21 protein-coding genes are annotated in these 21,408 nt (G+C 72.0%); 20 read left to right on the top strand and 1 reads right to left on the bottom strand.

Annotated features, from left to right (window positions below):
* Positions 1–249: 249 nt before the first annotated feature.
* The 5 genes from CG719_RS29390 (at position 250) to ftsH (ending at position 8,260) form a co-directional block, all read left to right on the top strand.
* A complete protein-coding gene (locus tag CG719_RS29390; RefSeq protein WP_100571739.1) occupies positions 250–1,611 on the top strand; it encodes an ammonium transporter in 1,362 nt (453 codons plus the stop codon).
* On the top strand, positions 1,608–1,946 hold the full coding sequence (locus CG719_RS29385; protein WP_100571738.1) for a P-II family nitrogen regulator: 339 nt from the start codon (positions 1,608–1,610) through the stop codon (positions 1,944–1,946). The genes CG719_RS29390 and CG719_RS29385 overlap by 4 nt, the downstream gene beginning before the upstream one ends.
* Before the next feature lie 22 nt (positions 1,947–1,968).
* Positions 1,969–4,404 carry a [protein-PII] uridylyltransferase gene (locus CG719_RS29380; protein WP_100571737.1) on the top strand — a complete coding sequence of 812 codons (2,436 nt, stop codon included), beginning with the start codon at positions 1,969–1,971 and terminating at the stop codon, positions 4,402–4,404.
* 223 nt (positions 4,405–4,627) lie between these two features.
* Complete coding sequence (gene ffh / locus CG719_RS29375) at positions 4,628–6,178, top strand: signal recognition particle protein (RefSeq protein ID WP_100571792.1); 1,551 nt, start codon at positions 4,628–4,630, stop codon at positions 6,176–6,178.
* 129 nt (positions 6,179–6,307) lie between these two features.
* Positions 6,308–8,260, top strand: coding sequence for an ATP-dependent zinc metalloprotease FtsH (gene ftsH / locus CG719_RS29370; RefSeq protein ID WP_100571736.1), 1,953 nt, complete (start codon positions 6,308–6,310; stop codon positions 8,258–8,260).
* 17 nt (positions 8,261–8,277) lie between these two features.
* Here the strand turns inward: ftsH and CG719_RS29365 are convergent, their stop codons facing one another.
* Positions 8,278–9,135: a class I SAM-dependent methyltransferase gene (locus tag CG719_RS29365; protein ID WP_100571735.1), complete on the bottom strand. Its 858-nt coding sequence runs from the start codon at positions 9,133–9,135 to the stop codon at positions 8,278–8,280.
* Positions 9,136–9,668: 533 nt separating this feature from the next.
* On the opposite strand from CG719_RS29365, the gene CG719_RS29360 reads away from it, so the two are divergent.
* The 15 genes from CG719_RS29360 to dprA all read left to right on the top strand — a co-directional run bounded on the left by CG719_RS29360 (position 9,669) and on the right by dprA (position 21,164).
* Complete coding sequence (locus tag CG719_RS29360; RefSeq protein WP_100571734.1) at positions 9,669–10,265, top strand: hypothetical protein; 597 nt, start codon at positions 9,669–9,671, stop codon at positions 10,263–10,265.
* Positions 10,266–10,604: 339 nt separating this feature from the next.
* A complete protein-coding gene (gene rpsP / locus CG719_RS29355; protein WP_100571733.1) occupies positions 10,605–11,033 on the top strand; it encodes a 30S ribosomal protein S16 in 429 nt (142 codons plus the stop codon).
* 5 nt (positions 11,034–11,038) lie between these two features.
* Positions 11,039–11,278: an RNA-binding protein gene (locus CG719_RS29350; RefSeq protein WP_005479813.1), complete on the top strand. Its 240-nt coding sequence runs from the start codon at positions 11,039–11,041 to the stop codon at positions 11,276–11,278.
* A 112-nt stretch (positions 11,279–11,390) separates the two neighbouring features.
* Entirely contained in the window at positions 11,391–11,996 is a 606-nt protein-coding gene (rimM, locus tag CG719_RS29345; RefSeq protein ID WP_100571791.1) for a ribosome maturation factor RimM, read from the top strand.
* On the top strand, positions 11,996–12,829 hold the full coding sequence (gene trmD, locus CG719_RS29340) for a tRNA (guanosine(37)-N1)-methyltransferase TrmD (protein ID WP_100571732.1): 834 nt from the start codon (positions 11,996–11,998) through the stop codon (positions 12,827–12,829). Before rimM ends, trmD begins: the two co-directional genes overlap by 1 nt.
* A 135-nt stretch (positions 12,830–12,964) precedes the next feature.
* Positions 12,965–13,315 (top strand): 50S ribosomal protein L19, encoded by a 351-nt coding sequence (gene rplS / locus CG719_RS29335; protein WP_100571731.1) that lies wholly within the window; start codon positions 12,965–12,967, stop codon positions 13,313–13,315.
* A 45-nt stretch (positions 13,316–13,360) separates the two neighbouring features.
* The gene (gene lepB, locus CG719_RS29330; RefSeq protein ID WP_100571730.1) at positions 13,361–14,092 is read left to right on the top strand and encodes a signal peptidase I; all 732 of its coding nucleotides are present in this window, start codon (positions 13,361–13,363) and stop codon (positions 14,090–14,092) included.
* Positions 14,085–15,176 carry a signal peptidase I gene (gene lepB / locus CG719_RS29325; RefSeq protein ID WP_100571729.1) on the top strand — a complete coding sequence of 364 codons (1,092 nt, stop codon included), beginning with the start codon at positions 14,085–14,087 and terminating at the stop codon, positions 15,174–15,176. Before lepB (CG719_RS29330) ends, lepB (CG719_RS29325) begins: the two co-directional genes overlap by 8 nt.
* Complete coding sequence (lepB, locus tag CG719_RS29320; protein ID WP_100571728.1) at positions 15,064–16,071, top strand: signal peptidase I; 1,008 nt, start codon at positions 15,064–15,066, stop codon at positions 16,069–16,071. The genes lepB (CG719_RS29325) and lepB (CG719_RS29320) overlap by 113 nt, the downstream gene beginning before the upstream one ends.
* Before the next feature lie 121 nt (positions 16,072–16,192).
* On the top strand, positions 16,193–16,969 hold the full coding sequence (lepB, locus tag CG719_RS29315) for a signal peptidase I (protein WP_100571727.1): 777 nt from the start codon (positions 16,193–16,195) through the stop codon (positions 16,967–16,969).
* On the top strand, positions 16,959–17,489 hold the full coding sequence (locus CG719_RS29310; RefSeq protein WP_100571726.1) for an NUDIX hydrolase: 531 nt from the start codon (positions 16,959–16,961) through the stop codon (positions 17,487–17,489). The genes lepB (CG719_RS29315) and CG719_RS29310 overlap by 11 nt, the downstream gene beginning before the upstream one ends.
* Before the next feature lie 56 nt (positions 17,490–17,545).
* The gene (locus CG719_RS29305) at positions 17,546–17,854 is read left to right on the top strand and encodes a DUF2469 domain-containing protein (protein WP_043444228.1); all 309 of its coding nucleotides are present in this window, start codon (positions 17,546–17,548) and stop codon (positions 17,852–17,854) included.
* Between the two features lie 165 nt (positions 17,855–18,019).
* On the top strand, positions 18,020–18,382 hold the full coding sequence (locus CG719_RS29300) for a YraN family protein (RefSeq protein WP_199836825.1): 363 nt from the start codon (positions 18,020–18,022) through the stop codon (positions 18,380–18,382).
* A complete protein-coding gene (locus CG719_RS29295) occupies positions 18,382–20,007 on the top strand; it encodes a YifB family Mg chelatase-like AAA ATPase (RefSeq protein WP_100571724.1) in 1,626 nt (541 codons plus the stop codon). Before CG719_RS29300 ends, CG719_RS29295 begins: the two co-directional genes overlap by 1 nt.
* The gene (gene dprA / locus CG719_RS29290; protein WP_100571723.1) at positions 20,004–21,164 is read left to right on the top strand and encodes a DNA-processing protein DprA; all 1,161 of its coding nucleotides are present in this window, start codon (positions 20,004–20,006) and stop codon (positions 21,162–21,164) included. Before CG719_RS29295 ends, dprA begins: the two co-directional genes overlap by 4 nt.
* The last annotated feature ends 244 nt before the right edge of the window (positions 21,165–21,408 follow it).

Below are 21,408 nucleotides of genomic sequence, written 5' to 3'. Positions count from 1 at the left end.
AGGCCGCCCGCGGTCGGCCTGTTCTTCCGTACAGGCTTCACGGCACGTCATCACGCGATTCACCGCCACGTAACACAGCAGATCTCTTCGTCATCCGGGCGAAACAACGAGAGGCGTCCGCCGAAACCGCGCTCGGCCAGTCTCGTGACACGGTCGGCCGGCCAAGCCCGCGCCGACTCGCCGACCGGACCGAGCAAGGCTTCGCCCGGCCGCCCGCACGGGGCCGTACCGACCGACGAGGAGACGCCGATGGCACCAGCCGCCATCATGCTGGCGGCGGACGCGCCCAAACTGTCGTCCGCCAACACCGGCTTCATGCTCATCTGTTCCGCCCTCGTGATGCTGATGACCCCCGGACTGGCCTTCTTCTACGGAGGCATGGTCCGGGTCAAGAGCACGCTGAACATGCTGATGATGAGCTTCATCAGCCTCGGAGCCGTCACCGTCCTGTGGGTGCTCTACGGCTTCTCGATGGCCTTCGGCACCGACCGGGGCTCCCTCATCGGCTGGACCTCCGGCTTCGTCGGCTTCAGCGGCATCGGCAAGACCGAACTGTGGCCGGGATCCACCATCCCGGTCTTCGTCTTCGCCGTCTTCCAGCTGATGTTCGCGATCATCACCCCCGCCCTGATCAGCGGAGCCCTGGCCGACCGGGTGAAGTTCAGCGCCTGGACACTGTTCCTGGTGCTGTGGGTCACGGTCGTGTACTTCCCGGTCGCCCACTGGGTCTGGGGCCCCGGCGGCTGGGCCGGCAAACTCGGAGTGATCGACTTCGCGGGCGGCACCGCGGTCCACATCAACGCCGGCGCGGCGGCACTCGGCGTGATCCTCGTCATCGGAAAGCGCATCGGATTCAGGAAGGACCCGATGCGCCCGCACAGCCTCCCGCTGGTCATGCTCGGTGCGGGCCTGCTGTGGTTCGGCTGGTTCGGCTTCAACGCCGGCTCCTGGCTCGGCAACGACGACGGCGTCGGCCCGCTGATGTTCGTCAACACCCAGGTCGCCACCGGCACCGCCATGCTCGCCTGGCTCGCCTACGAGAAGGTCCGGCACGGCGCGTTCACCACTCTCGGAGCCGCCTCCGGCGCGGTCGCCGGACTGGTCGCGATCACCCCGTCCGGCGGCGCCGTCTCCCCGCTCGGCGCGATGGCCGTGGGCGCCGTCGCCGGAGTCCTGTGCGCCATGGCGGTCGGCCTGAAGTACCGGTTCGGCTACGACGACTCCCTCGACGTGGTCGGCGTCCACATGGTCGGCGGCGTCGTCGGCTCCCTGCTGATCGGCCTCTTCGCCAGCGGCAAGGGCCAGTCCGCCGTCCGGGGCCTGTTCTACGGCGGTGGCCTGGAGCAGTTCTGGAAGCAGTGCGCCGGAGTCTTCGCCGTCCTCGCCTACTCCCTGATCGCCTCCGCGGTCCTCGCCTTCCTCCTGGACCGGACCATCGGCATGCGGGTCACCGAGGACGAGGAGGTCTCCGGCATCGACCAGGCCGAGCACGCCGAGACCGCGTACGACCTCACCGGAGCGGGCGGCGGAGTCGTCGGCGTCGCCACCCCGGCCCTGGCCGCCGCGCAGATCAAGAAGGCCGCCACACGGAGCAGGAAGGTGGACGCATGAAGCTCATCACCGCCGTGGTCAAGCCCCACCGGCTCGACGAGATCAAGGAGGCCCTCCAGTCGTTCGGCGTCAACGGCCTCACCGTCACCGAGGCGAGCGGCTACGGACGCCAGCGCGGCCACACCGAGGTCTACCGCGGAGCCGAGTACACCGTCGACCTGGTGCCCAAGATCCGCATCGAGGTGCTCGTCGAGGACGACGAGGCCGAGCAGCTGATCGAGGTCGTCGTCAAGGCCGCCCGCACGGGCAAGATCGGTGACGGCAAGGTCTGGTCCGTGCCGGTCGAGACGGCGGTCCGGGTCCGCACCGGCGAGCGCGGCCCGGACGCGCTCTGAACGGCGAGGACAGGAGCCGCCGATGACGGGCGCGGACGTACGAGGCGAAGCGGAGAAAGGCTACGCGGCGGCCCGGCTGCGCCTCCTCACCGAGGGGACACCGTCGGGGAAACCGCGCCGGACCGCGCTCGCCGAACTGACCGACGGCTGGCTCGCGGAGCTGTTCACCGCGGCGGCCGGGAGACTGCGGGGCGTCGCCCTCGTCGCCGTGGGCGGCTACGGGCACGGGGAGCTGTCGCCCCGCAGCGACCTGGACCTGCTGCTCCTGCACCACGGCGGCGACCCCGAGGAGATCGCCGCCCTCGCCGACCGCCTCTGGTACCCCGTGTGGGACCTCGGCCTCGCCCTCGACCACGCGGTCCGCACCCCGGCCGAGGCCCGCCGGGCGGCACGCGAGGACCTCAAGGTCCAGCTCGGCCTGCTGGACGCCCGGCACCTCGCCGGCGACCTCGGCCTGACGACCGCACTGCGCACCGCGATCCTCGCCGACTGGCGCAACCAGGCGCCGGGACGGCTGCCCGAACTCCGCGACCTGTGCGCCGAACGCGCCGAACGGCAGGGCGAGTTGAGGTACCTCCTGGAACCCGACCTCAAAGAGGCCCGCGGCGGCCTGCGGGACGCCACCGCCCTGCGCGCCGTCGCCGCCTCCTGGCTCGCGGACGCCCCGCGCGAGGGCCTCGCCGACGCCCGCCGCCGGCTGCTCGACGTGCGCGACGTCCTGCACCTGACGACGGGCCGCGCCACCGACCGGCTCGCCCTGCAGGACCAGGACCAGGTCGCCGCGGAACTGGGCCTGCCCGACGCCGACGCGCTCCTGCGCCAGGTGTACGAGGCGGCCCGTGTCCTCTCGTACGCCGGTGACGTCACCTGGCGCGAGGTGGGGCGCGTGCTCCGGTCACGCGCCGTGCGGCCGAGGCTGCGCGCCCTGCTCGGCGGCGGGAAGCAGGTCGCGGAGCGCACCCCGCTCGCCGAAGGCGTGGTGGAACAGGACGGCGAGGTCGGGCTCGCCCGCACCGCGCGCCCCGAGCACGACCCCGTGCTGCCGCTGCGCGCCGCTGCCGCCGCCGCGCAGGCGGGCCTGCCGCTCTCCCCGCACGCGGTACGGCACCTTGCCGCCACCGCGCGCCCGCTGCCCACGCCCTGGCCCGCCGAGGCCCGCGAACAGCTCGTCACTCTGCTCGGCTCCGGCCGCCCCACCGTCGAGGTCTGGGAGGCACTGGACGCGGAAGGGCTGATCACCCGGCTCCTGCCCGACTGGGAACGGGTGCGCTGCCGCCCGCAGCGCAACGCCGTCCACCGCTGGACGGTCGACCGCCACCTGATCGAGACCGCCGTCCGCGCCTCCGCCCTCACCCGGCGGGTCGGCCGCCCCGACCTGCTCCTGGTCGCCGCGCTGCTGCACGACATCGGCAAGGGCCGGCCCGGCGACCACTGCGCGGCCGGGGAGCCCATCGCCGCGGAGGTCGCCGGGCGCATCGGCCTCGACCCGGCGGACACCCGGGTGCTCGCCACCCTCGTACGCCACCATCTGCTGCTCGTCCGGACCGCCACCCGGCGCGACCTGGACGACCCGGCCACCGTCCGCGCCGTCGCCGAGGCGGTCGGCACCCAGAGCACCCTCGAACTGCTGCACGCCCTCACCGAGGCGGACGCCCTGGCCACCGGGCCCGCCGCCTGGTCGTCCTGGCGCGGCTCCCTCGTCACCGACCTGGTCGGACGGGTCCGCGCGGTCCTCGCCGGGGACATGCCCGACGAGCCCGAGCCCGCCACGCCCACCGCCGAGCAGGAACGTCTCGCCATCGAGGCCTTCCGCACCGGCGGGCCGGCCCTGGCCCTGCGGGCGCGGACCGAGCCGCCCGTCGAGGAGCACCCGGGGGAGCCCGAGCCGCTCGGCGTCGAACTGCTGATAGCCGTCCCCGACCAGCCCGGCGTCCTGCCCTCGGTCGCCGGAGTGCTGGCGACCCACCGGCTCACCGTCCGCACGGCCGAGCTGCGGCCGCTGGACCTGCCGGACGGCGTCGAGGGCGGCTCCGTGCTCCTGCTGGACTGGAGGGTCGCCGCCGAGTACGGCGCTCTGCCCCAGGCCGCCCGGCTGCGCGCCGACCTGGTCCGCGCTCTGGACGGCTCCCTCGACATCGGCGGCCGCCTCGCCGAACGCGACGCCGCCTACCCGCGCCGCCACGGCGTGGCCGCGCCCCCGCCCCGGGTCACGGTCGCCCCGGCCGCCTCCCGGCACGCCACCGTGATCGAGGTCCGCGCACAGGACGCGCCGGGACTGCTGTTCCGGATCGGACGGGCGCTGGAGGACGCGAAGCTACGGGTGCGCAGCGCCCACGTCAGCACGCTGGGAGCGAACGCCGTGGATGCCTTCTACGTCACCGGCCCCGCGGGCGACCCGCTTCCCGACCAGGAGGCGGCGTCGGTGGCGCGACGGCTGGAGGAGGCGCTGCGGACGTGACCTCGCGGTCGTTGTTTGCGTTGATTGTGGTGTGTGCTCCTCGCCTCATGCGGGGATGATCCGCCGGCTCAGCACGTGCTCAAGGTGGTGAATGCCTGCTCCCCGCCGACGCGGGGCTTGCGTCCCCGCCCGTTCACCCTGTGGGCGGGGACGAATCCCTTGCGGAGCCGGATACCCTGGAGGGCGATCCATCCTGTCGCCTATGCCGAGGACCGACGCCGCCGTGTTCGATACTCTCTCCGACCGCCTCTCAGCCACCTTCAAGTCCCTCAGGGGCAAGGGGCGCCTCAGCGAAGCGGACATCGACGCGACGGCTCGCGAGATCCGCATCGCGCTCCTCGAGGCGGACGTGGCCCTGCCCGTTGTCCGGACGTTCATCAAGAACGTGAAGGAAAGGGCCCTTGGAATCGAGATTTCCAAGGCCCTGAACCCTGCGCAGCAGTTCATCAAGATCGTCAACGACGAGCTGGTGACCATCCTCGGCGGGGAGACCCGCCGTCTGCGCTTCGCCAAGCAGCCGCCCACCGTGATCATGCTGGCCGGTCTCCAGGGTGCCGGTAAGACCACCCTCGCGGGCAAGCTCGGCAGGTGGCTCAAGGAGCAGGGCCACTCCCCGCTGCTGGTCGCCTGTGACCTCCAGCGCCCGAACGCCGTCAACCAGCTCAGCGTCGTCGCCGAGCGCGCCGGCGTCGCCGTCTACGCGCCCGAGCCGGGCAACGGCGTGGGCGACCCGGTCAAGGTCGCCAAGGACTCCATCGAGCACGCGCGGACCCAGGTCCACGACATCGTGATCGTGGACACCGCCGGCCGCCTCGGCATCGACCAGGAGATGATGCAGCAGGCGGCGGACATCAGGGACGTCGTCAGCCCCGACGAGATCCTGTTCGTCGTCGACTCGATGATCGGCCAGGACGCCGTCAACACCGCCGAGGCCTTCCGCGACGGCGTCGGCTTCGACGGCGTGGTGCTGTCCAAGCTCGACGGTGACGCCCGCGGTGGCGCGGCCCTGTCGATCCGGCAGATCACCGGCAAGCCGATCATGTTCGCGTCCAACGGTGAGAAGCTCGACGACTTCGACGCCTTCCACCCGGACCGGATGGCCTCCCGCATCCTCGACATGGGTGACCTGCTCACCCTGATCGAGCAGGCGGAGAAGACGTTCAGCCAGGAAGAGGCCGAGAAGATGGCCTCCAAGCTGGCGTCCAAGAAGGGCCAGGACTTCACCCTGGACGACTTCCTGGCCCAGATGGAGCAGGTCAGGAAGATGGGCAGCATCAGCAAGCTGCTCGGCATGCTGCCCGGCATGGGCCAGATCAAGGACCAGATCAACAACATCGACGAGCGGGACGTCGACCGCACGGCCGCGATCATCAAGTCGATGACCCCGGGCGAGCGCCAGGACCCGACCGTCATCAACGGCTCGCGCCGCGCCCGTATCGCCAAGGGTTCCGGCGTCGAGGTCAGCGCGGTGAAGAACCTGGTCGAGCGGTTCTTCGAGGCGCGCAAGATGATGTCCCGCATGGCCCAGGGCGGCGGGATGCCCGGCATGCCGGGGATCCCGGGCATGGGCGGCGGTCCCGGCCGGTCCAAGAAGCAGCCGAAGAAGGCCAAGGGCAAGCAGCGCTCCGGCAACCCGATGAAGCGCAAGCAGCAGGAGCAGGAGGAGGCCGAGCGCCGCGCCGCCGCCGCCCAGTCCGGCGGCGCCCTCGGACTGCCGCAGCAGGGCGGCCAGGACTTCGAGCTTCCGGACGAGTTCAAGAAGTTCATGGGCTGAGGCCCACCCGAGCGCCGTACGGGACCCGCGTGTCACCCGTACGGCGTCTGGACAACGCCGAGGGCGCCCTTCCGTGGAGGGGCGCCCTCAGCGCGTGCCGGGGTACGCCATGTGTCGTAACGTCCAGATATGAGCAATGCCGCGCCGTCGCGCGATGGCTCTGACCAGCCGTGGCGTACCGAGGGCACGCCGGACGAGCCGCCGGGGCGGCCCGGTGGCAGGCGGATGCGCGGCAGGTGGTGGGGGCTGCTCGTCACCGCGGTGATCGTCTTCCTGGTGGCCTACGGCGGGCTGAGCTACTACAACCAGGGCAACGAGCCGACGATCTCGTACACCGAGTTCAGCAGGCAGCTCGGCGCCGGCAACGTCGGCACGATCTACTCCAAGGGCGACGCGATCCAGGGCCGGCTCAGGAGCGCCCAGGCCAATCCGCAGGGCGGGGGGAAGTACACCAAGTTCAAGACCCAGCGCCCGGCCTTCGCGGACGACAAGCTCTGGCAGAGCCTGAGCAGCCACCATGTCACGGTGACCGCGCAGCCGGTCGTGCAGGAGCGCGGCCTGCTGCCGAACCTGCTGCTCTCGCTGGCGCCGATCGTGGTGCTGGCCGCGCTGTGGATCTTCTTCGCGCGGCGGATCGGCTCGGGTCTCGGCGGGCCGGGCGGTCTGCTGGGGCGCAAGGCGCCGCCCAGGCCGGTCGAACTCCAGCCGGGCACCCAGCGCACCACCTTCGCGGACGTGGCGGGCATCGACGAGGTCAAGGGCGAGCTCGACGACGTCGTGGACTTCCTGGAGCATCCGGACGCCTATCGCCACATGGGCGCGAAGATGCCGCGCGGGGTGCTGCTCACGGGGGCGCCGGGCACGGGCAAGACGTTGCTCGCGCGGGCCGTGGCCGGTGAGGCGGGTGTGCCGTTCTTCTCGGCGTCGGCGTCCGAGTTCATCGAGATGATCGTGGGGGTGGGTGCCTCCCGGGTGCGCGAGCTGTTCGCCGAGGCCCGCAAGGTGGCGCCGTCGATCGTGTTCATCGACGAGATCGACACCATCGGCCGGGCCCGGGGCGGCGGCGCCTCGATGGGCGGGCACGACGAGCGCGAGCAGACGCTGAACCAGATCCTGACGGAGATGGACGGCTTCTCCGGCTCGGAGGGCGTCATCGTGCTCGCCGCCACGAACCGCGCCGACGTGCTGGACCCCGCGCTGACCCGGCCGGGCCGTTTCGACCGGGTGGTGAGCGTCTCCCCGCCGGACCGGGGCGGCCGCGAGGCGATCCTGCGGATCCACACCCGCCGGATCCCGCTCGCCCCGGACGTGGACCTCGCCCGGGTGGCGCGTACGACTCCGGGCATGACCGGGGCGGAGCTGGCCAATCTCGCCAACGAGGCCGCCCTGCTCGCGGTCAAGCGGCGGCAGGAGCAGGTGACGCCGACCGACTTCTCGGAGGCGCTGGAGAAGGTCCAGCTCGGCGCCGAACGTGCGCTGGTGATGCCCGAGGAGGAGCGCAGGCGCACCGCGTACCACGAGAGCGGGCACGCCCTGCTGGGCATGCTCCAGCCCGGTGCCGACCCCGTACGCAAGATCACCATCGTGCCGCGCGGGAGGGCGCTCGGGGTGACGCTGTCGACGCCCGAGTCCGACAAGTACGCGTACACGGAGGAGTACCTGCGGGGCCGCATCATCGGCGCGCTGGGTGGCATGGCGGCGGAACACGTCGTCTACGGGGTGATCACGACGGGCTCCGAGCACGACCTCGAACAGGTCACCGGCATCGCGCGCGGGATGGTGGCCCGCTGGGGCATGAGCGAGCATGTGGGCCGTCTCTCCGCCCTCCCGGACGACGCCCAGCAGGCCTACGGGCTCGCCGCCGCCCCACAGACCCTGGACGCCATCGACAGCGAGATGCGGCGCATCGTCGACGAGTGCTACGACGAGGCGTGCCGCAAGCTGCGTGACCACCGGGAGCAGCTGGACGCGCTGGCGCAGGCGCTGCTGGAGAACGAGACGCTGGAGGAGGCCGACGCCTACCGGGTCGCCGGGATCACCCGGCTGCGCAAGGAGGCGGAGGCCGGCGACGGCGTCCGGTGAGACCCGTTCCGCGAGGTTCAGGGCGTCCGTGCGATCAGGTACCGGAAGACGTTGGGCATCCACACGGTGCCGTCAGGGCGCTGGTGCGCGTGCAGGGCCTCGGCGAGTTCCTTGTCGACCTGGTCCTGGTCGGTGGCGGCGACGGCCGCGTCGAACAGCCCCGTGGAGAGCAGTCCGCGCACCGCGCTGTCGAGGTCGGCGTACCCGAACGGGCAGGCGACGCGGCCGGAACCGTCGGGCCGCAGGCCGGCGCGCTGGGCCACCTCCTCCAGGTCGTCGCGCAGGGCGGGGCGCCAGCTTCCGGGACTGCGCAGCGGATCGGCGAGCTTGGTGGCCACCCGCAGCACGGACGAGGTCGCACAGCGCTCCGGCGGTCCCCAGCCTGCGAGGACCACGGGCGCCCCTTTCTCGGCGAGCGGTGTCGCGGCGGCCAGCAGGCCGGCGAGCCCCTCCGAGTCGCCCGCGAGGCAGCCGATCGGCTCGAAGGCGGTCACGAGGGTGTACGGGTCGGCTCCGGGGCCGGCCGCGTCCCGTGGCGAGCCGTCGACGATCCGGGCGGCCGTACGCGTACGTGTGTTCCACGGTTCCGGCAGCAGCCGCTGCCGGGCGAGGGCGAGCCGCTCCGGGCAGGAGCGGTCGACGCCGGTGACCGTCGCCCCTCTGGCCGCGGCCAGGAGCAGGGCGAGTCCGGAGCCGCAGCCGAGGGCCAGCAGCCGGGTGCCGGAGCCCACCTCCAGCCGCGCGTAGACGGCCTCGTGGAGCGGGACCAGCATCCGCTCCTGGATCTCGGACCAGTCACGCGCGCGTGCGCGTGGCTCCGAGTCGGCCGCTGTCGCCGTGTTCTGTAAGTGCCGCCGCACGAGCGCAGGTGTCATGGATAGGCGCCCCAATCCGCCGAGTGCTGCCGTTGTGCCCGGTTCCGTGGCCCCCGTGCAGTGCGCTCCCACTTCCCCCGTATGCCAGATAACTGCGTGCCCTCGCCCGCGTCCAGGGGTCGCGGGGCCCCGCTTGCCTCCTGGGGCGGTACGGGCCGGGATTTCACGTACCGGCAACCTGGGCCCGGGATCGACGTGGCCGGAAGTCGGCTGTCCCGTGGGCCGGTGTCGGACGCGGCGAGCGCACCGGGTAACGTCGGGGGTCTCCGACCGGTTGAGGCTCTTTGGCCCGGGAAGCGGCCGAAACGCCTCTTGCGCGTGGCCCGATCCCGCCGCCCCCGGCGTGCGGGAGTGTCGTACGCGCCGGTGCGTACTCCCTTTGCGCACCACCTTGGGATGAGCTGTGCGGCTTCTCCGCAGATCAGCGCACCCGCCCTCGTCAGGACGCATCAGTGACGACTGACGGGTACGTGCAAATTATTTGGGATGCCCCGGAATAGGAACACAGCGGCCCTTCGGCTCGTTGTCATTACGTGAGCACGACACCACCTGTTCTCGCCGCAGAGCTGGCGCAGGCGTGGGCCGACATTCAGCGGTACCACCCCGAGCTGCCGGACCTTGCCGCGCCTGAGTCCCTGATCGGGGAGTCCTCGTCCGCATGCGGACACGAACTCTCCTTCGAGCGACTGCTTCACGAGGCAGTCCATGGCGTAGCCGCCGCGCGCGGCGTACGCGACACGTCCCGTGCCGGCCGCTACCACAACCGCAGGTTCCTCGCGATCTCCGAGGAGCTGGGCCTGGACCACCCCGAGGAGCCGCATCCGAGCAGCGGCTTCTCGCTGGTCACGCTCAGCCCCGAGGCGAAGCGGCGCTACCGCCCGACGATCGAGCGCCTCCAGCGTGCGCTGAAGGCGCACTCGGCCGCCACCTCCACCGACACCGGCCGCAGCTTCCGCGGACCCGCCGCCCGGCACGGTTCCTCCGGCGGCGGGGTCAGGGTCAAGGCGGTGTGCGACTGCGGCCGCAATGTGCGGGTCGTCCCCTCTGTCCTGGCCCAGGCCCCGATCATGTGCGGCGGCTGCGGCAAGCCGTTCAGGATCCCGGAGCCGGTGGGCGCGGCGGCCGGCTGACCGGCCGACGGCGTCCCGGCATCTCGTGGGTGCCGGACGAGCAGCAGGACGGTGCGCGGGGCGCCGCCGTACCCGGCGGCGCCCCCGTCGACGCGGTTGGGCCCCCGCGTTTCATGGCACCCGGGGCGCCGGGTGCCGCTCAGTCGTGCCCGGAAGCGGCCCCTACGCCCTCCGCGGAAAGCGCCCCACCGGGTGTGGCACAATGGCTAGCTGTACTCGACAGCCGCACAGGACCCCTCTCTCCTCCGGCTGACGCGTCCGTCGGGCACTCGGGTACCGCAACCCCACGCGGCGTCTCCGCCGTGCCCAACCACGTCAAATCCAGGAGAACCCACTCCCGTGGCAGTCAAGATCAAGCTGAAGCGTCTGGGCAAGATCCGTTCGCCTCACTACCGCATCGTCGTCGCCGACTCCCGTACCCGCCGTGACGGCCGGGCCATCGAGGAGATCGGTCTGTACCACCCGGTGCAGAACCCCTCGCGCATCGAGGTCAACGCCGAGCGCGTGGCGTACTGGCTCTCCGTCGGCGCCCAGCCGACCGAGCCCGTGCTCGCCATCCTGAAGAAGACCGGCGACTGGCAGAAGTTCAAGGGCGAGCCCGCCCCTGCGCCGCTGCTCCAGCCGGCCGAGAAGGCCACGCGCCCGTCGTTCGAGGCCCTCGGTGGTGACGACGAGAACAAGGGTGAGGCCATCACCCAGAAGAAGAAGGCTGAGAAGAAGGACGAGGCCGGCGCCGAGTCTTCTTCGGCTGAGTCGACCGAGGCCTGAGCAGCATGCTCGAGGAGGCGCTTGAGCACCTCGTGAAGGGCATCGTCGACAACCCTGACGATGTGCAGGTCGCCTCGCGCGACCTGCGTCGCGGGCGCGTGCTCGAGGTCCGGGTCCACCCGGACGACCTCGGTAAGGTGATCGGCCGCAACGGCCGCACCGCGCGCGCCCTGCGCACCGTCGTGGGCGCCATCGGCGGCCGCGGAGTCCGTGTCGACCTCGTCGACGTGGACCACGTCCGCTGACGCTTTGCGCAACCGGCTCGGGCCGGGGAGGGCCGCTGGGCCGTCCCCGGCCCGTAGTCGTATGAGCCGCCCGGTGGCTCGTGTTCTGACGTTCCGACAGGAGATCTTCCACGTGCAGCTGGTAGTCGCACGGATCGGCCGCGCCCACGGCATCAAGGGCGAGGTCACCGTGGAGGTACGTACCGACGAGCCCGAACTGCGGCTCGCCCCCGGCGCCGTCCTGGCCACCGACCCGGCGTCCGCCGGTCCGCTGACCATCGAGACGGGCCGCGTCCACAGCGGCCGCCTCCTGCTGCGCTTCGAGGGCGTGAGCGACCGCAGCGCCGCCGAGGCCCTGCGCAACACCCTCCTGATCGCCGAGATCGACCCGGAGGAGCTTCCCGAGGGCGAGGACGAGTACTACGACCACCAGCTGATGGACCTCGACGTCGTTCTGGAGGACGGCACGGAGATCGGCCGGATCACCGAGATCTCCCACCTGCCCTCCCAGGACCTGCTGATCGTCGAGCGTCCGGACGGCACCGAGGTGATGATCCCGTTCGTCGGGGAGATCGTCACCGAGATCGACCTGGAGGAGCAGCGGGCGGTCGTCGACCCGCCGCCCGGCCTCATCGACGACCGCTCCGAACCCGACGAGGCCGCCGATGGGCCCGGCGCCTCCTCCCGCACGCCCGCGGAGGACTCGGAGGACACGGCGAACTCGGAGGACGAGTCCTGATGCGGCTCGACGTCGTCACGATCTTCCCCGAGTACCTGGAGCCCCTGAACGTCTCCCTCGTCGGCAAGGCACGCGCGCGCGGGCAGCTGAACGTGCACGTCCACGATCTGCGCGGCTGGACGTACGACCGCCACCACACGGTCGACGACACGCCCTACGGCGGCGGTCCGGGCATGGTCATGAAGACCGAGCCCTGGGGCGACGCCCTGGACACCGTCCTCGCCGACGGCTACGAGACCGGCTCCCACGCGCCCGCGCTCATCGTCCCGACACCCAGCGGCCGCCCCTTCACCCAGGAGCTCGCCGTGGAGCTCTCCGAGCGCCCCTGGCTGATCTTCACACCGGCCCGCTACGAGGGCATCGACCGCCGGGTGATGGACGAGTACGCCACCCGCATACCCGTCTACGAGGTCTCCATCGGCGACTACGTCCTCGCCGGCGGCGAGGCGGCCGTACTGGTCGTCACCGAGGCCGTGGCGCGGCTGCTGCCCGGCGTCCTCGGCAACGCCGAGTCGCACCGCGACGACTCCTTCGCGCCCGGCACCATGGCCAACCTCCTGGAGGGCCCCGTCTACACCAAGCCGCCCCTCTGGCGCGGCCAGGGCATCCCCGAGGTGCTGCTCAGCGGCCACCACGGCAAGATCGCCCGCTGGCGGCGCGACGAGGCCCTGCGGCGTACGACGGCCCACCGGCCCGACCTGATCGAGCGCTGCGATCCGAAGGTCTTCGACAAGAAGGACCGCGAGATGCTGTCCATCCTGGGCTGGGCGCCGGACCCCGAGGGCGGGGCGCGGGGCCGATTTTGGCGCCGGACCGACGGCATGGAAGAATAGACCGCTGTTGTGCGCCGTCCGGCGTGCGCCCCTGCCGCAGGGGGACACGACGCCCGTTCCGACCCGCGCAGCACCCGATCCCGTACATCTAGTTCCCGTTGATGACCTGTGGCATCAACGAAGAAAGCAGACGAAATGTCTCACCTGCTCGACTCCGTCGACGCCGCGTCGCTGCGCGAGGACGTCCCGGCCTTCCGCCCGGGCGACACCGTCAACGTGCACGTCCGCGTCATCGAGGGCAACCGCTCCCGTGTGCAGCAGTTCAAGGGCGTGGTGATCCGTCGCCAGGGCTCCGGCGTGCGCGAGACCTTCACGGTCCGCAAGGTCTCCTTCTCCGTCGGCGTCGAGCGCACCTTCCCGGTGCACACCCCGATCGTGGAGAAGATCGAGCTCGTCACCAAGGGTGACGTGCGCCGCGCCAAGCTGTACTACCTGCGCGAGCTGCGCGGCAAGGCCGCGAAGATCAAGGAGAAGCGCGAGCACTGAGCGCCTCCCGGAGTTCATGGCGGGGCCGGATAACATTCGGCCCCGATGGACACCGAAGCACAGCAGACGGAGCGCGACCGCTCCTCCCGCCCTTGTGACGGCGAACCCGGGACGACCCCGGGGACGCGGGGGCCGGAGGAACGGTCGCGTTTCGCGTTGATCTCGCGGATCACCGAGTGGCTCCCCGGCGGGAGGGTCACCCTGACCGCGCTGAGCTGCCTGGTCCTCCTGCTGCTCCTCAACACGTTCGTGATCCAGCCGTTCGAGATTCCGAGCGGATCCATGGAGCCGGGATTGAGGATCGGGGACCGCGTTGCCGTAAACAAGTTGGCGTACCGTTTTGGAGCCGTGCCGCGGCGCGGCGACGTCGTCGTGTTCGACGGCACCGGGTACTTCGGGGACGGCGACTACATCAAACGCGTTGTGGGTGTGGGCGGAGACCATGTGGTCTGCTGTGACAAGGAGGGCAGAATCCAGGTGAACGGCCGGTCGGCCGACGAGTCGGCGTTCCTCTATCCCGGTGACAGCCCGTCCACCGTGCCCTTCGACGTGGTCGTGCCCGAGGGCACCCTGTTCGTCCTCGGTGACCACCGCGGCGACTCCAGCGACTCCCGCGACCATCTGGGCTCGCCGGGCGGCGGCATGATCCCGGTCGGCGAAGTGATCGGCCGGGCCGACTGGATCGTCTGGCCCTTCGGCCACCGGACCCACCTGCACCGCCCGGACGCGTACGCGCGCGTGCCGGCGGCCGGCCACGCGGACGGCATCCATGGGTAGCCGCGGCAGACCGCGCGGCGTCTCCGCCGACGCCGCCGACAACCTCCTGCCCACCGGGGCACGGCGTGCCGCCGGTCCGGCCGGCGGCCGCAGCCGCGCGGAGCGGCGCAAGCTGCAACGCAAGGTCAAGCGGCGGCGCAGGCGCTCCGCGGTCCGGGAGATACCGCTCCTGGTCGGCGTCGCCGTGCTCATAGCCCTGGTGCTGAAGACCTTCCTCGTACAGGCCTTCGTGATCCCGTCCGGCTCCATGGAGCAGACGATCCAGATCGGCGACCGGGTCCTGGTCGACAAGTTCACCCCGTGGTTCGGCGCCAAGCCGCAGCGCGGGGACGTCGTCGTCTTCCACGACCCCGGCGGCTGGCTGGCCGGGGAGCAGACCGCCCACACGGACGACCCCGTCGGCGTCAAGCAGGTCAAGCAGGGCCTGACCTTCATCGGCCTGCTGCCCTCCGACGACGAGAAGGACCTCATCAAGCGGGTCGTCGGCGTCGGCGGTGACCATGTCAAGTGCTGCGACACCCAGGGCAGGATGACCGTCAACGGCGTTCCCCTGAACGAGGGGGCTTACCTCCATCCGGGCAACGCACCCTCCAACACCCAGTTCGACATCACCGTCCCCAGGGGCCGGCTGTGGGTGATGGGCGACCACCGGGACAACTCCGCCGACTCGCGGGCCCACCAGGACACCCCGTACGGTGGCACCGTCGCGGAGACGTCCGTGGTGGGGCGGGCCATGGTCATCGGCTGGCCCGTCGGCCACTGGACCATGCTGAAGGAGCCGAAAACCTTCTCCTCCGTGTCCGACGCGGCGGCGGGGTCGACCGCCACTCCCCGGCTGTCGCATAGGGTTGCCCCGGACGATCCGAACGGATCGGTTCGACTCCCGAGCCCTGCGGAACTCCCGCTCGTTATGGGAGTGGTGGGCCTGCGCCGCGCATGGGGCAGGCGGTGGCACGGAGTGAGGAGTTGGCGTGGGGGATGTGGCGGTCGGCGCACGGTCCGGACACGACGGCGAGGAGCACCGCGGACACCCCGAAGGAGCGGCGGACCCCGCTGCGCGCGGCGCCGTGGCCTCCGGGAGTGAGAGCGAAACAGCCGAGGACGGCACGGTGACGGAGTACAACGACGGCGGTGACCAGGGAAGCGGGAGCACCCCCGAGGCGAGGAAGCCCCGCTCCTTCTGGAAGGAGCTGCCCATCCTGATCGGTATCGCGCTGGTGCTGGCGCTGCTGATCAAGACCTTCCTCGTACAGGCGTTCTCGATTCCCTCGGACTCGATGCAGAACACCCTTCAGCGGGGCGACCGCGTCCTGGTCGACAAGCTGACCCCGTGGTTCGGCTCCGAGCCCGAGCGCGGCGAGGTCGTCGTCTTCCACGACCCGGACGACTGGCTGGCGGGCGAGCCGGCGGCCAGCCCGAACGCGCTGCAGACGGTGCTCAGCTGGATCGGCCTGATGCCGTCCGCGGAGGAGAAGGACCTCATCAAGCGCGTCGTCGGCGTCGGCGGCGACACCGTCGAGTGCAAGAACACCGGCCCGCTGCTGGTCAACGGCAAGCCGCTGGACGAGCAGTCGTACGTCTACGCGGGCAACACGCCGTGCAGCGTCGACGACCAGGGCGGCCAGTTCAAGGTTCACGTGCCCAAGGGCTTCATCTGGGTCATGGGTGACCACCGGCAGAACTCCCGGGACTCGCGCTACAACCAGAGCGACAAGAACCACGGCATGGTCCCGGTGAAGGAGGTCGTCGGCCGTGCCATCGTCAAGGCCTGGCCGATCAACCGCTGGGGCACGCTGCCCGTTCCGGACACCTTCGACCAGCAGGGCCTCAACCAGCAGTCCTCGGCGGCGGGCCTGTCGGTGGCCCCCGAGGGCGTGGCCCTGACCGCGGTCGTGCCGGTGGCGGTGTGGCGGCGCAGGCGGGCCGCGAAGGCCGCGGCCGGCACGGGCACGCCGACGACGGCCACGGGAGGCCGCTGAGCCCCGCCCGCTGCGGCTCGCGCTCGTGAGTCCACCGCTGTGAAGCCCTTGTGGAGCGTGCGGTGGTGGCCGGGCAGGAGGGGCTGACCCGTTCCGGTACCGACCGGTAGGGTGCGGGTCCATGGGTGGTGAGAGCGCGACGCGTACGGCCCCGCGCAGCGGCGGCACAGGCAGGAACCCGGTGGGCGGCAGGGCCGGAGAGCGGCTGTCCGGTCTGGCGGTGGCCGTGGGGCTGGCGCTGTTCCTCGCGGGATTCGCGTGGGCGGCGGTGGTCTACAGCCCGTACACCGTGCCCACCAGTTCGATGGCGCCCACGATCGGCATGGGCGACCGGGTGCTGGCCCAGCGGGTCGACGGCGGCCAGGTGCACCGCGGCGACGTGGTCGTCTTCCACGACAAGAACTGGGTGCAGAACTCCGCCGTGATCAAACGCGTGGTCGCCGTCGGCGGCGACACCGTCTCCTGCTGCGAGAAGGGCAGGCTGACCGTCAACGGCAAGCAGATCGACGAGCCGTACCTGAAGGGCGCCGTCGCCGAGGCCGGCGGCTTCCCGGCCGTGAAGGTGCCCCAGGGCCGGCTGTTCCTGCTCGGAGACGAACGCCACGGCTCCCTGGACTCCACCGCCCACCTCACCGACGCGGCCGCGGGCACCGTCTCGCGCGACGCCGTGGACGCCCGGGTCGACGCCGTCGTCTGGCCCGTGAAGGGCCTGCTGGAGCGCCCCACCGGCTTCCAGGCGCTCGGTGCCCTCTCCCAGCCGGGCCCGCTGCGCACGATCACCACGATGATCGTGGCGGGTGCCGTCCTGGTCCTCGCCGGGGGCGCCTACGGCCCGATCGCGGCGCGGCTCGGCGGCTCGCGCGCCCGCACCCGGACGGAGCCGGCCGGTGCTCGCTGAGGACGCCGGGGGCGCCGGGAACGCGGACGGCCGGCCCGGAGGGCTGCGCAAGGTCGCACGGGTGGTCCTGCTCGACCCCGAGAACCGCATCCTGCTGCTGCACGGCCACGAACCGGACGACCCGGCCGACGACTGGTGGTTCACCCCGGGCGGCGGCCTGGAGGGCGCCGAGACGCGCGAGGAGGCCGCCCTGCGGGAACTCGCCGAGGAGACCGGCATCACCGAGGTCGAACTCGGCCCGGTGCTGTGGCGCCGGACGTGCTCGTTCCCGTTCGCGGGCCGACGCTGGAACCAGGACGAGTGGTACTACCTGGCCCGTACGGACCGGACGGCGGTCGAGGCCACGGCCCTGACGGAGCTGGAGCGGCGCAGCGTCGCCGGAGCGCGCTGGTGGACGTGTCAGGAACTGATCCGGGCACATGAGACGGTGTATCCGACCAGACTCGCCGAGCTGCTGCGCACACTGCTCGACGAAGGTCCCCCGGCCGGGCCCGTGACCCTCGACACCGAAATCGTCTAGGGCCTCATGGGACTGGCGCACAATGGTGGGATCGCACGGCTGAAGGGGAACATGCCATGAGCGCCGAGGACCTCGAGAAGTACGAGACCGAGATGGAGCTCAAGCTCTACCGGGAGTACCGCGATGTCGTCGGTCTGTTCAAATTCGTGATCGAGACCGAGCGGCGCTTCTACCTCACCAACGACTACGAGATGCAGGTCCACTCGGTGCAGGGTGAGGTGTTCTTCGAGGTGTCGATGGCCGACGCCTGGGTGTGGGACATGTACCGGCCGGCCCGGTTCGTGAAGCAGGTACGCGTCCTCACGTTCAAGGACGTGAACATCGAGGAGCTGAACAAGAGCGACCTGGAGCTGCCGGGCGGGTGAGGGTCGTCATCGGCCTCACCCCGCCTCGATGCCGCTGCTCTCTGTTGTCGGCTCTCTGTTGTCACTCGCGTGAGTGACCGTGTTGTCCACAACCGGTGAGTAGCCCACCAAGATCCACTCCATGGGGCCGGATGCGTGACCGTGGGCGCCGGAGGTGGTGCCGACATGAACGCACGAAGCGCGCTCGGCAGGTACGGAGAGGGACTGGCGGCCCGCCGGCTGACGCAGACCGGCATGACGGTCCTGGAGCGCAACTGGCGCTGCGGCAGGACCGGTGAGATCGACATCGTGGCCCGGGACGGCGACGTCCTGGTCGTCTGCGAGGTGAAGACCCGCCGGGAGGGACTCTTCGAGCATCCGATGGCCGCGGTCACACCGGGGAAGGCCGAGCGGCTGCGCGGCCTCGCGGAACGCTGGATCCAGTCCCACGGAGGGGCGCCGCCGGGAGGCGTCCGCATCGACCTGGTCGGCGTCCTGCTGCCCCGGCGCGGCGCCCCCGTGGTCGAGCACGTACGGGGGGCCGCCTGATGGGCTTCGCGCGTACGTGCTCCGTGGCCCTCGTCGGTGTCGAGGGCGTGGTCGTCGAGGTCCAGGCCGACCTGGAACCGGGTGTCGCCGCCTTCACCCTGGTGGGCCTGCCGGACAAGAGCCTGACCGAGAGCCGGGACAGGGTGCGGGCCGCGGTGGTCAACTCCGGTGGCGAATGGCCGCAGAAGAAGCTCACGGTCGGTCTCAGCCCGGCCTCGGTGCCCAAGGCCGGCAGCGGCTTCGACCTGGCCGTGGCCTGTGCGGTGCTCGGCGCCGCCGAGCGGATCGACCCCCGGGTGCTCGCCGACATCGTGATGATCGGGGAGCTCGGCCTGGACGGGCGGGTGCGCCCCGTCAGGGGCATCCTGCCGGCGGTGCTGGCCGCCGCCGACTCCGGGTACGAGCAGATGGTCGTGCCCGAGTGCGCCGCCGCCGAGGCCGCGCTGGTGCCCGGCGTCTCCGTCCTCGGCGTCCGAAGCCTGCGGCAGCTGATCGCGGTGCTGACCGACGAGCCGGTGCCCGAGGAGGACCCGGACGAGCAGGGGCGACCGGACCCGCTGCTGGCGGGCCTGCGCCTTCCCGGCACGGGCGCGGCCGCCGGAATGCACAGCGTGGGCGCCGCCCAGCAGGACCAGGGACACGACCTGGCTGACGTCGTCGGCCAGGTCTCGGCCCGTACGGCGGTCGAGGTCGCCGCGGCCGGGGCGCACCACCTGTTCCTCGAAGGACCGCCGGGCGCGGGCAAGACCATGCTCGCCGAGCGGCTGCCCGCCCTGCTGCCCCGCCTCGCCCGGGAGGAGTCTCTGGAGGTGACGGCGATCCACTCGGTGGCCGGACTCCTGCCGCCGGGCAGACCGCTGATCGACCTCGCCCCCTACTGCGCCCCGCACCACTCGGCCACGATGCAGGCTCTCGTCGGGGGCGGCCCGGGCGTCGCCAGGCCGGGGGCCGTGTCGCTGGCCCACCGGGGCGTGCTCTTTCTGGACGAGACCCCCGAGTTCAGCAGCCATGCGCTCGACGCCCTGCGCCAGCCGCTGGAGGCGGGCCATGTGGTGATCGCCCGCAGCGCCGGGGTGGTGCGCTACCCGGCGAAGTTCCTGATGGTGCTCGCGGCCAACCCCTGCCCCTGCGGACGGTTCTCGCTGCGGGACACCCTGTGCGAGTGCCCGCCCTCGGCGGTCCGCCGCTACCAGGCCAGACTGTCCGGGCCGCTGCTCGACCGGGTCGACCTGCGGGTCGAGGTCGACCCGGTCACCCGCTCCGAACTCACCCGGCGCGAGGCCGGGGGCGAGGCCACGGCGGCGGTGGCCGACCGGGTGCGGGCCGCCAGGGAACGCGCGGCGGCCCGGCTCGCGGGCACGCCGTGGCGCACCAACAGCGAAGTGCCCGGCCGCGAGCTGCGCAGCCGCTGGCAGGCGGCGGCCGGCGCCATGGACGAGGCCGAGCGCGGTCTGGAGCGGGGCGTCCTCACCGTGCGCGGACTCGACCGTGTCCTGCGGGTCGCCTGGACGGTCGCGGACCTCGCCGGCCACGACCGGCCCGGCGCGTCGGACGTCGCCCTGGCGCTGCAACTGCGCACCGGAGTGCCCCGGGGAGTGCCCATGGCCATCGGGGCGCCGACGTGAGCACCGTCCCGCCCCCCGACGGCGAGCTGCTCGCCGTGGTCTTCCTCAGCCGGGTCCTGGAACCCGGGGACACGGTCGGCGGGCGGTGGCTGCGGGAGTTCGGGGCGGTGGAGGTGGCCCGGCGGCTGCGCTACGGCGGCCCGCGGCTCGCCGGGGTGTCGGACAAGCGGTGGGCGGGACTGTGCGCCCGGGCGGCAGGGGCCGATCCCGGACGGGATCTCGCCGCGGCGCGGGAGGCCGGGGTGCGGTTCGTGCGCCCCGGGGACACCGAGTGGCCCGCGCAGCTCGACGACCTCGGCGACGCGCGGCCCACGGGACTGTGGGTGCGCGGCCGGCCCAGCCTGCGGATATGGGCGCTGCGCTCGGTCGCGCTCGTCGGCGCCCGGGCCTGCACCCAGTACGGCGCCCACATGGCCGCGGCCCTCGCCGTCGGCCTCGCGGAGCACGGCTGGGTCGTGGTCTCCGGCGGCGCCTACGGAGTCGACGGTGCCGCCCACCGGGGCGCGCTCGCCGCGGGCGGTGCCACCGTCGCGGTACTGGCCTGCGGCGTCGACCGGCCCTATCCGCGCGGGCACACCGAGTTGATCAGCAGGATCGCGCAGCAGGGACTGGTGATCGGCGAGTTGCCACCCGGTGACCACCCGACGCCGAGCCGGTTCATCGTCCGCAACCGGGTGATCGCGGCGCTCACCCGGGGCACCGTGGTCGTGGAGGCCGCCCACCGCAGCGGATCACTGGTCACCGCACGGGCGGCGTTGCGGCTGGGACGGCACACCATGGGGGTGCCCGGCCCGGCCACCAGCGCGCTCTCCGCCGGTGTCCACGAACTCCTGCGCGATGGTGCGGTGCTGGTCACCGACGCCGCGGAAGTCGTCGAACTCGTCGGCGACATGGGGGAACTCGCTCCGGACCGGCGCGGTCCCGTACTCCCGCGCGACCTGCTGGAACCGGACGCCCGTCAGGTTCTGGCCGCGTTGCCGGCGCGCGGCGGGGCGACGCCGGACGAGATCGCCCGAGCTGCCCGGACGACCATGGACGACGCGATCGCGAAACTGTACGAACTCCGGTCGCTGGGGTACGTCGAACGACACGGCGATGGATGGAAGTTGACACGCCAGGCGCTGATCTCGGCCCGGGAGGGCCGCGAGCGGTGCTGACCGAGCGTGTTCGGCCGTCCGGGGGAGGCCCGACGCCATTGGGGATTCCCGCAGTTGGGCGTCGCGGTGGTCACCGAGGGTGACAGGTGTGACCCGGTGGGGCGCATCGCGGAACGAATCTGCGCACGCTTCGCGCCCCGTCCTTCGCGCACCGCGACACTTCAGTCACGCTACGCTCACGTGGTTCGGGCGCAGATACCACTCAGAACGACAGCTCACTCGGACGCCCGCATTCCACCGCAGA

It is taken from the genome of Streptomyces sp. CB01373 (assembly GCF_002803075.1).
Classification (GTDB): domain Bacteria; phylum Actinomycetota; class Actinomycetes; order Streptomycetales; family Streptomycetaceae; genus Streptomyces.
The sequence above is the reverse complement of the archived record's forward strand: the minus strand, read 5'-3'. Positions and strand labels throughout refer to the sequence as shown.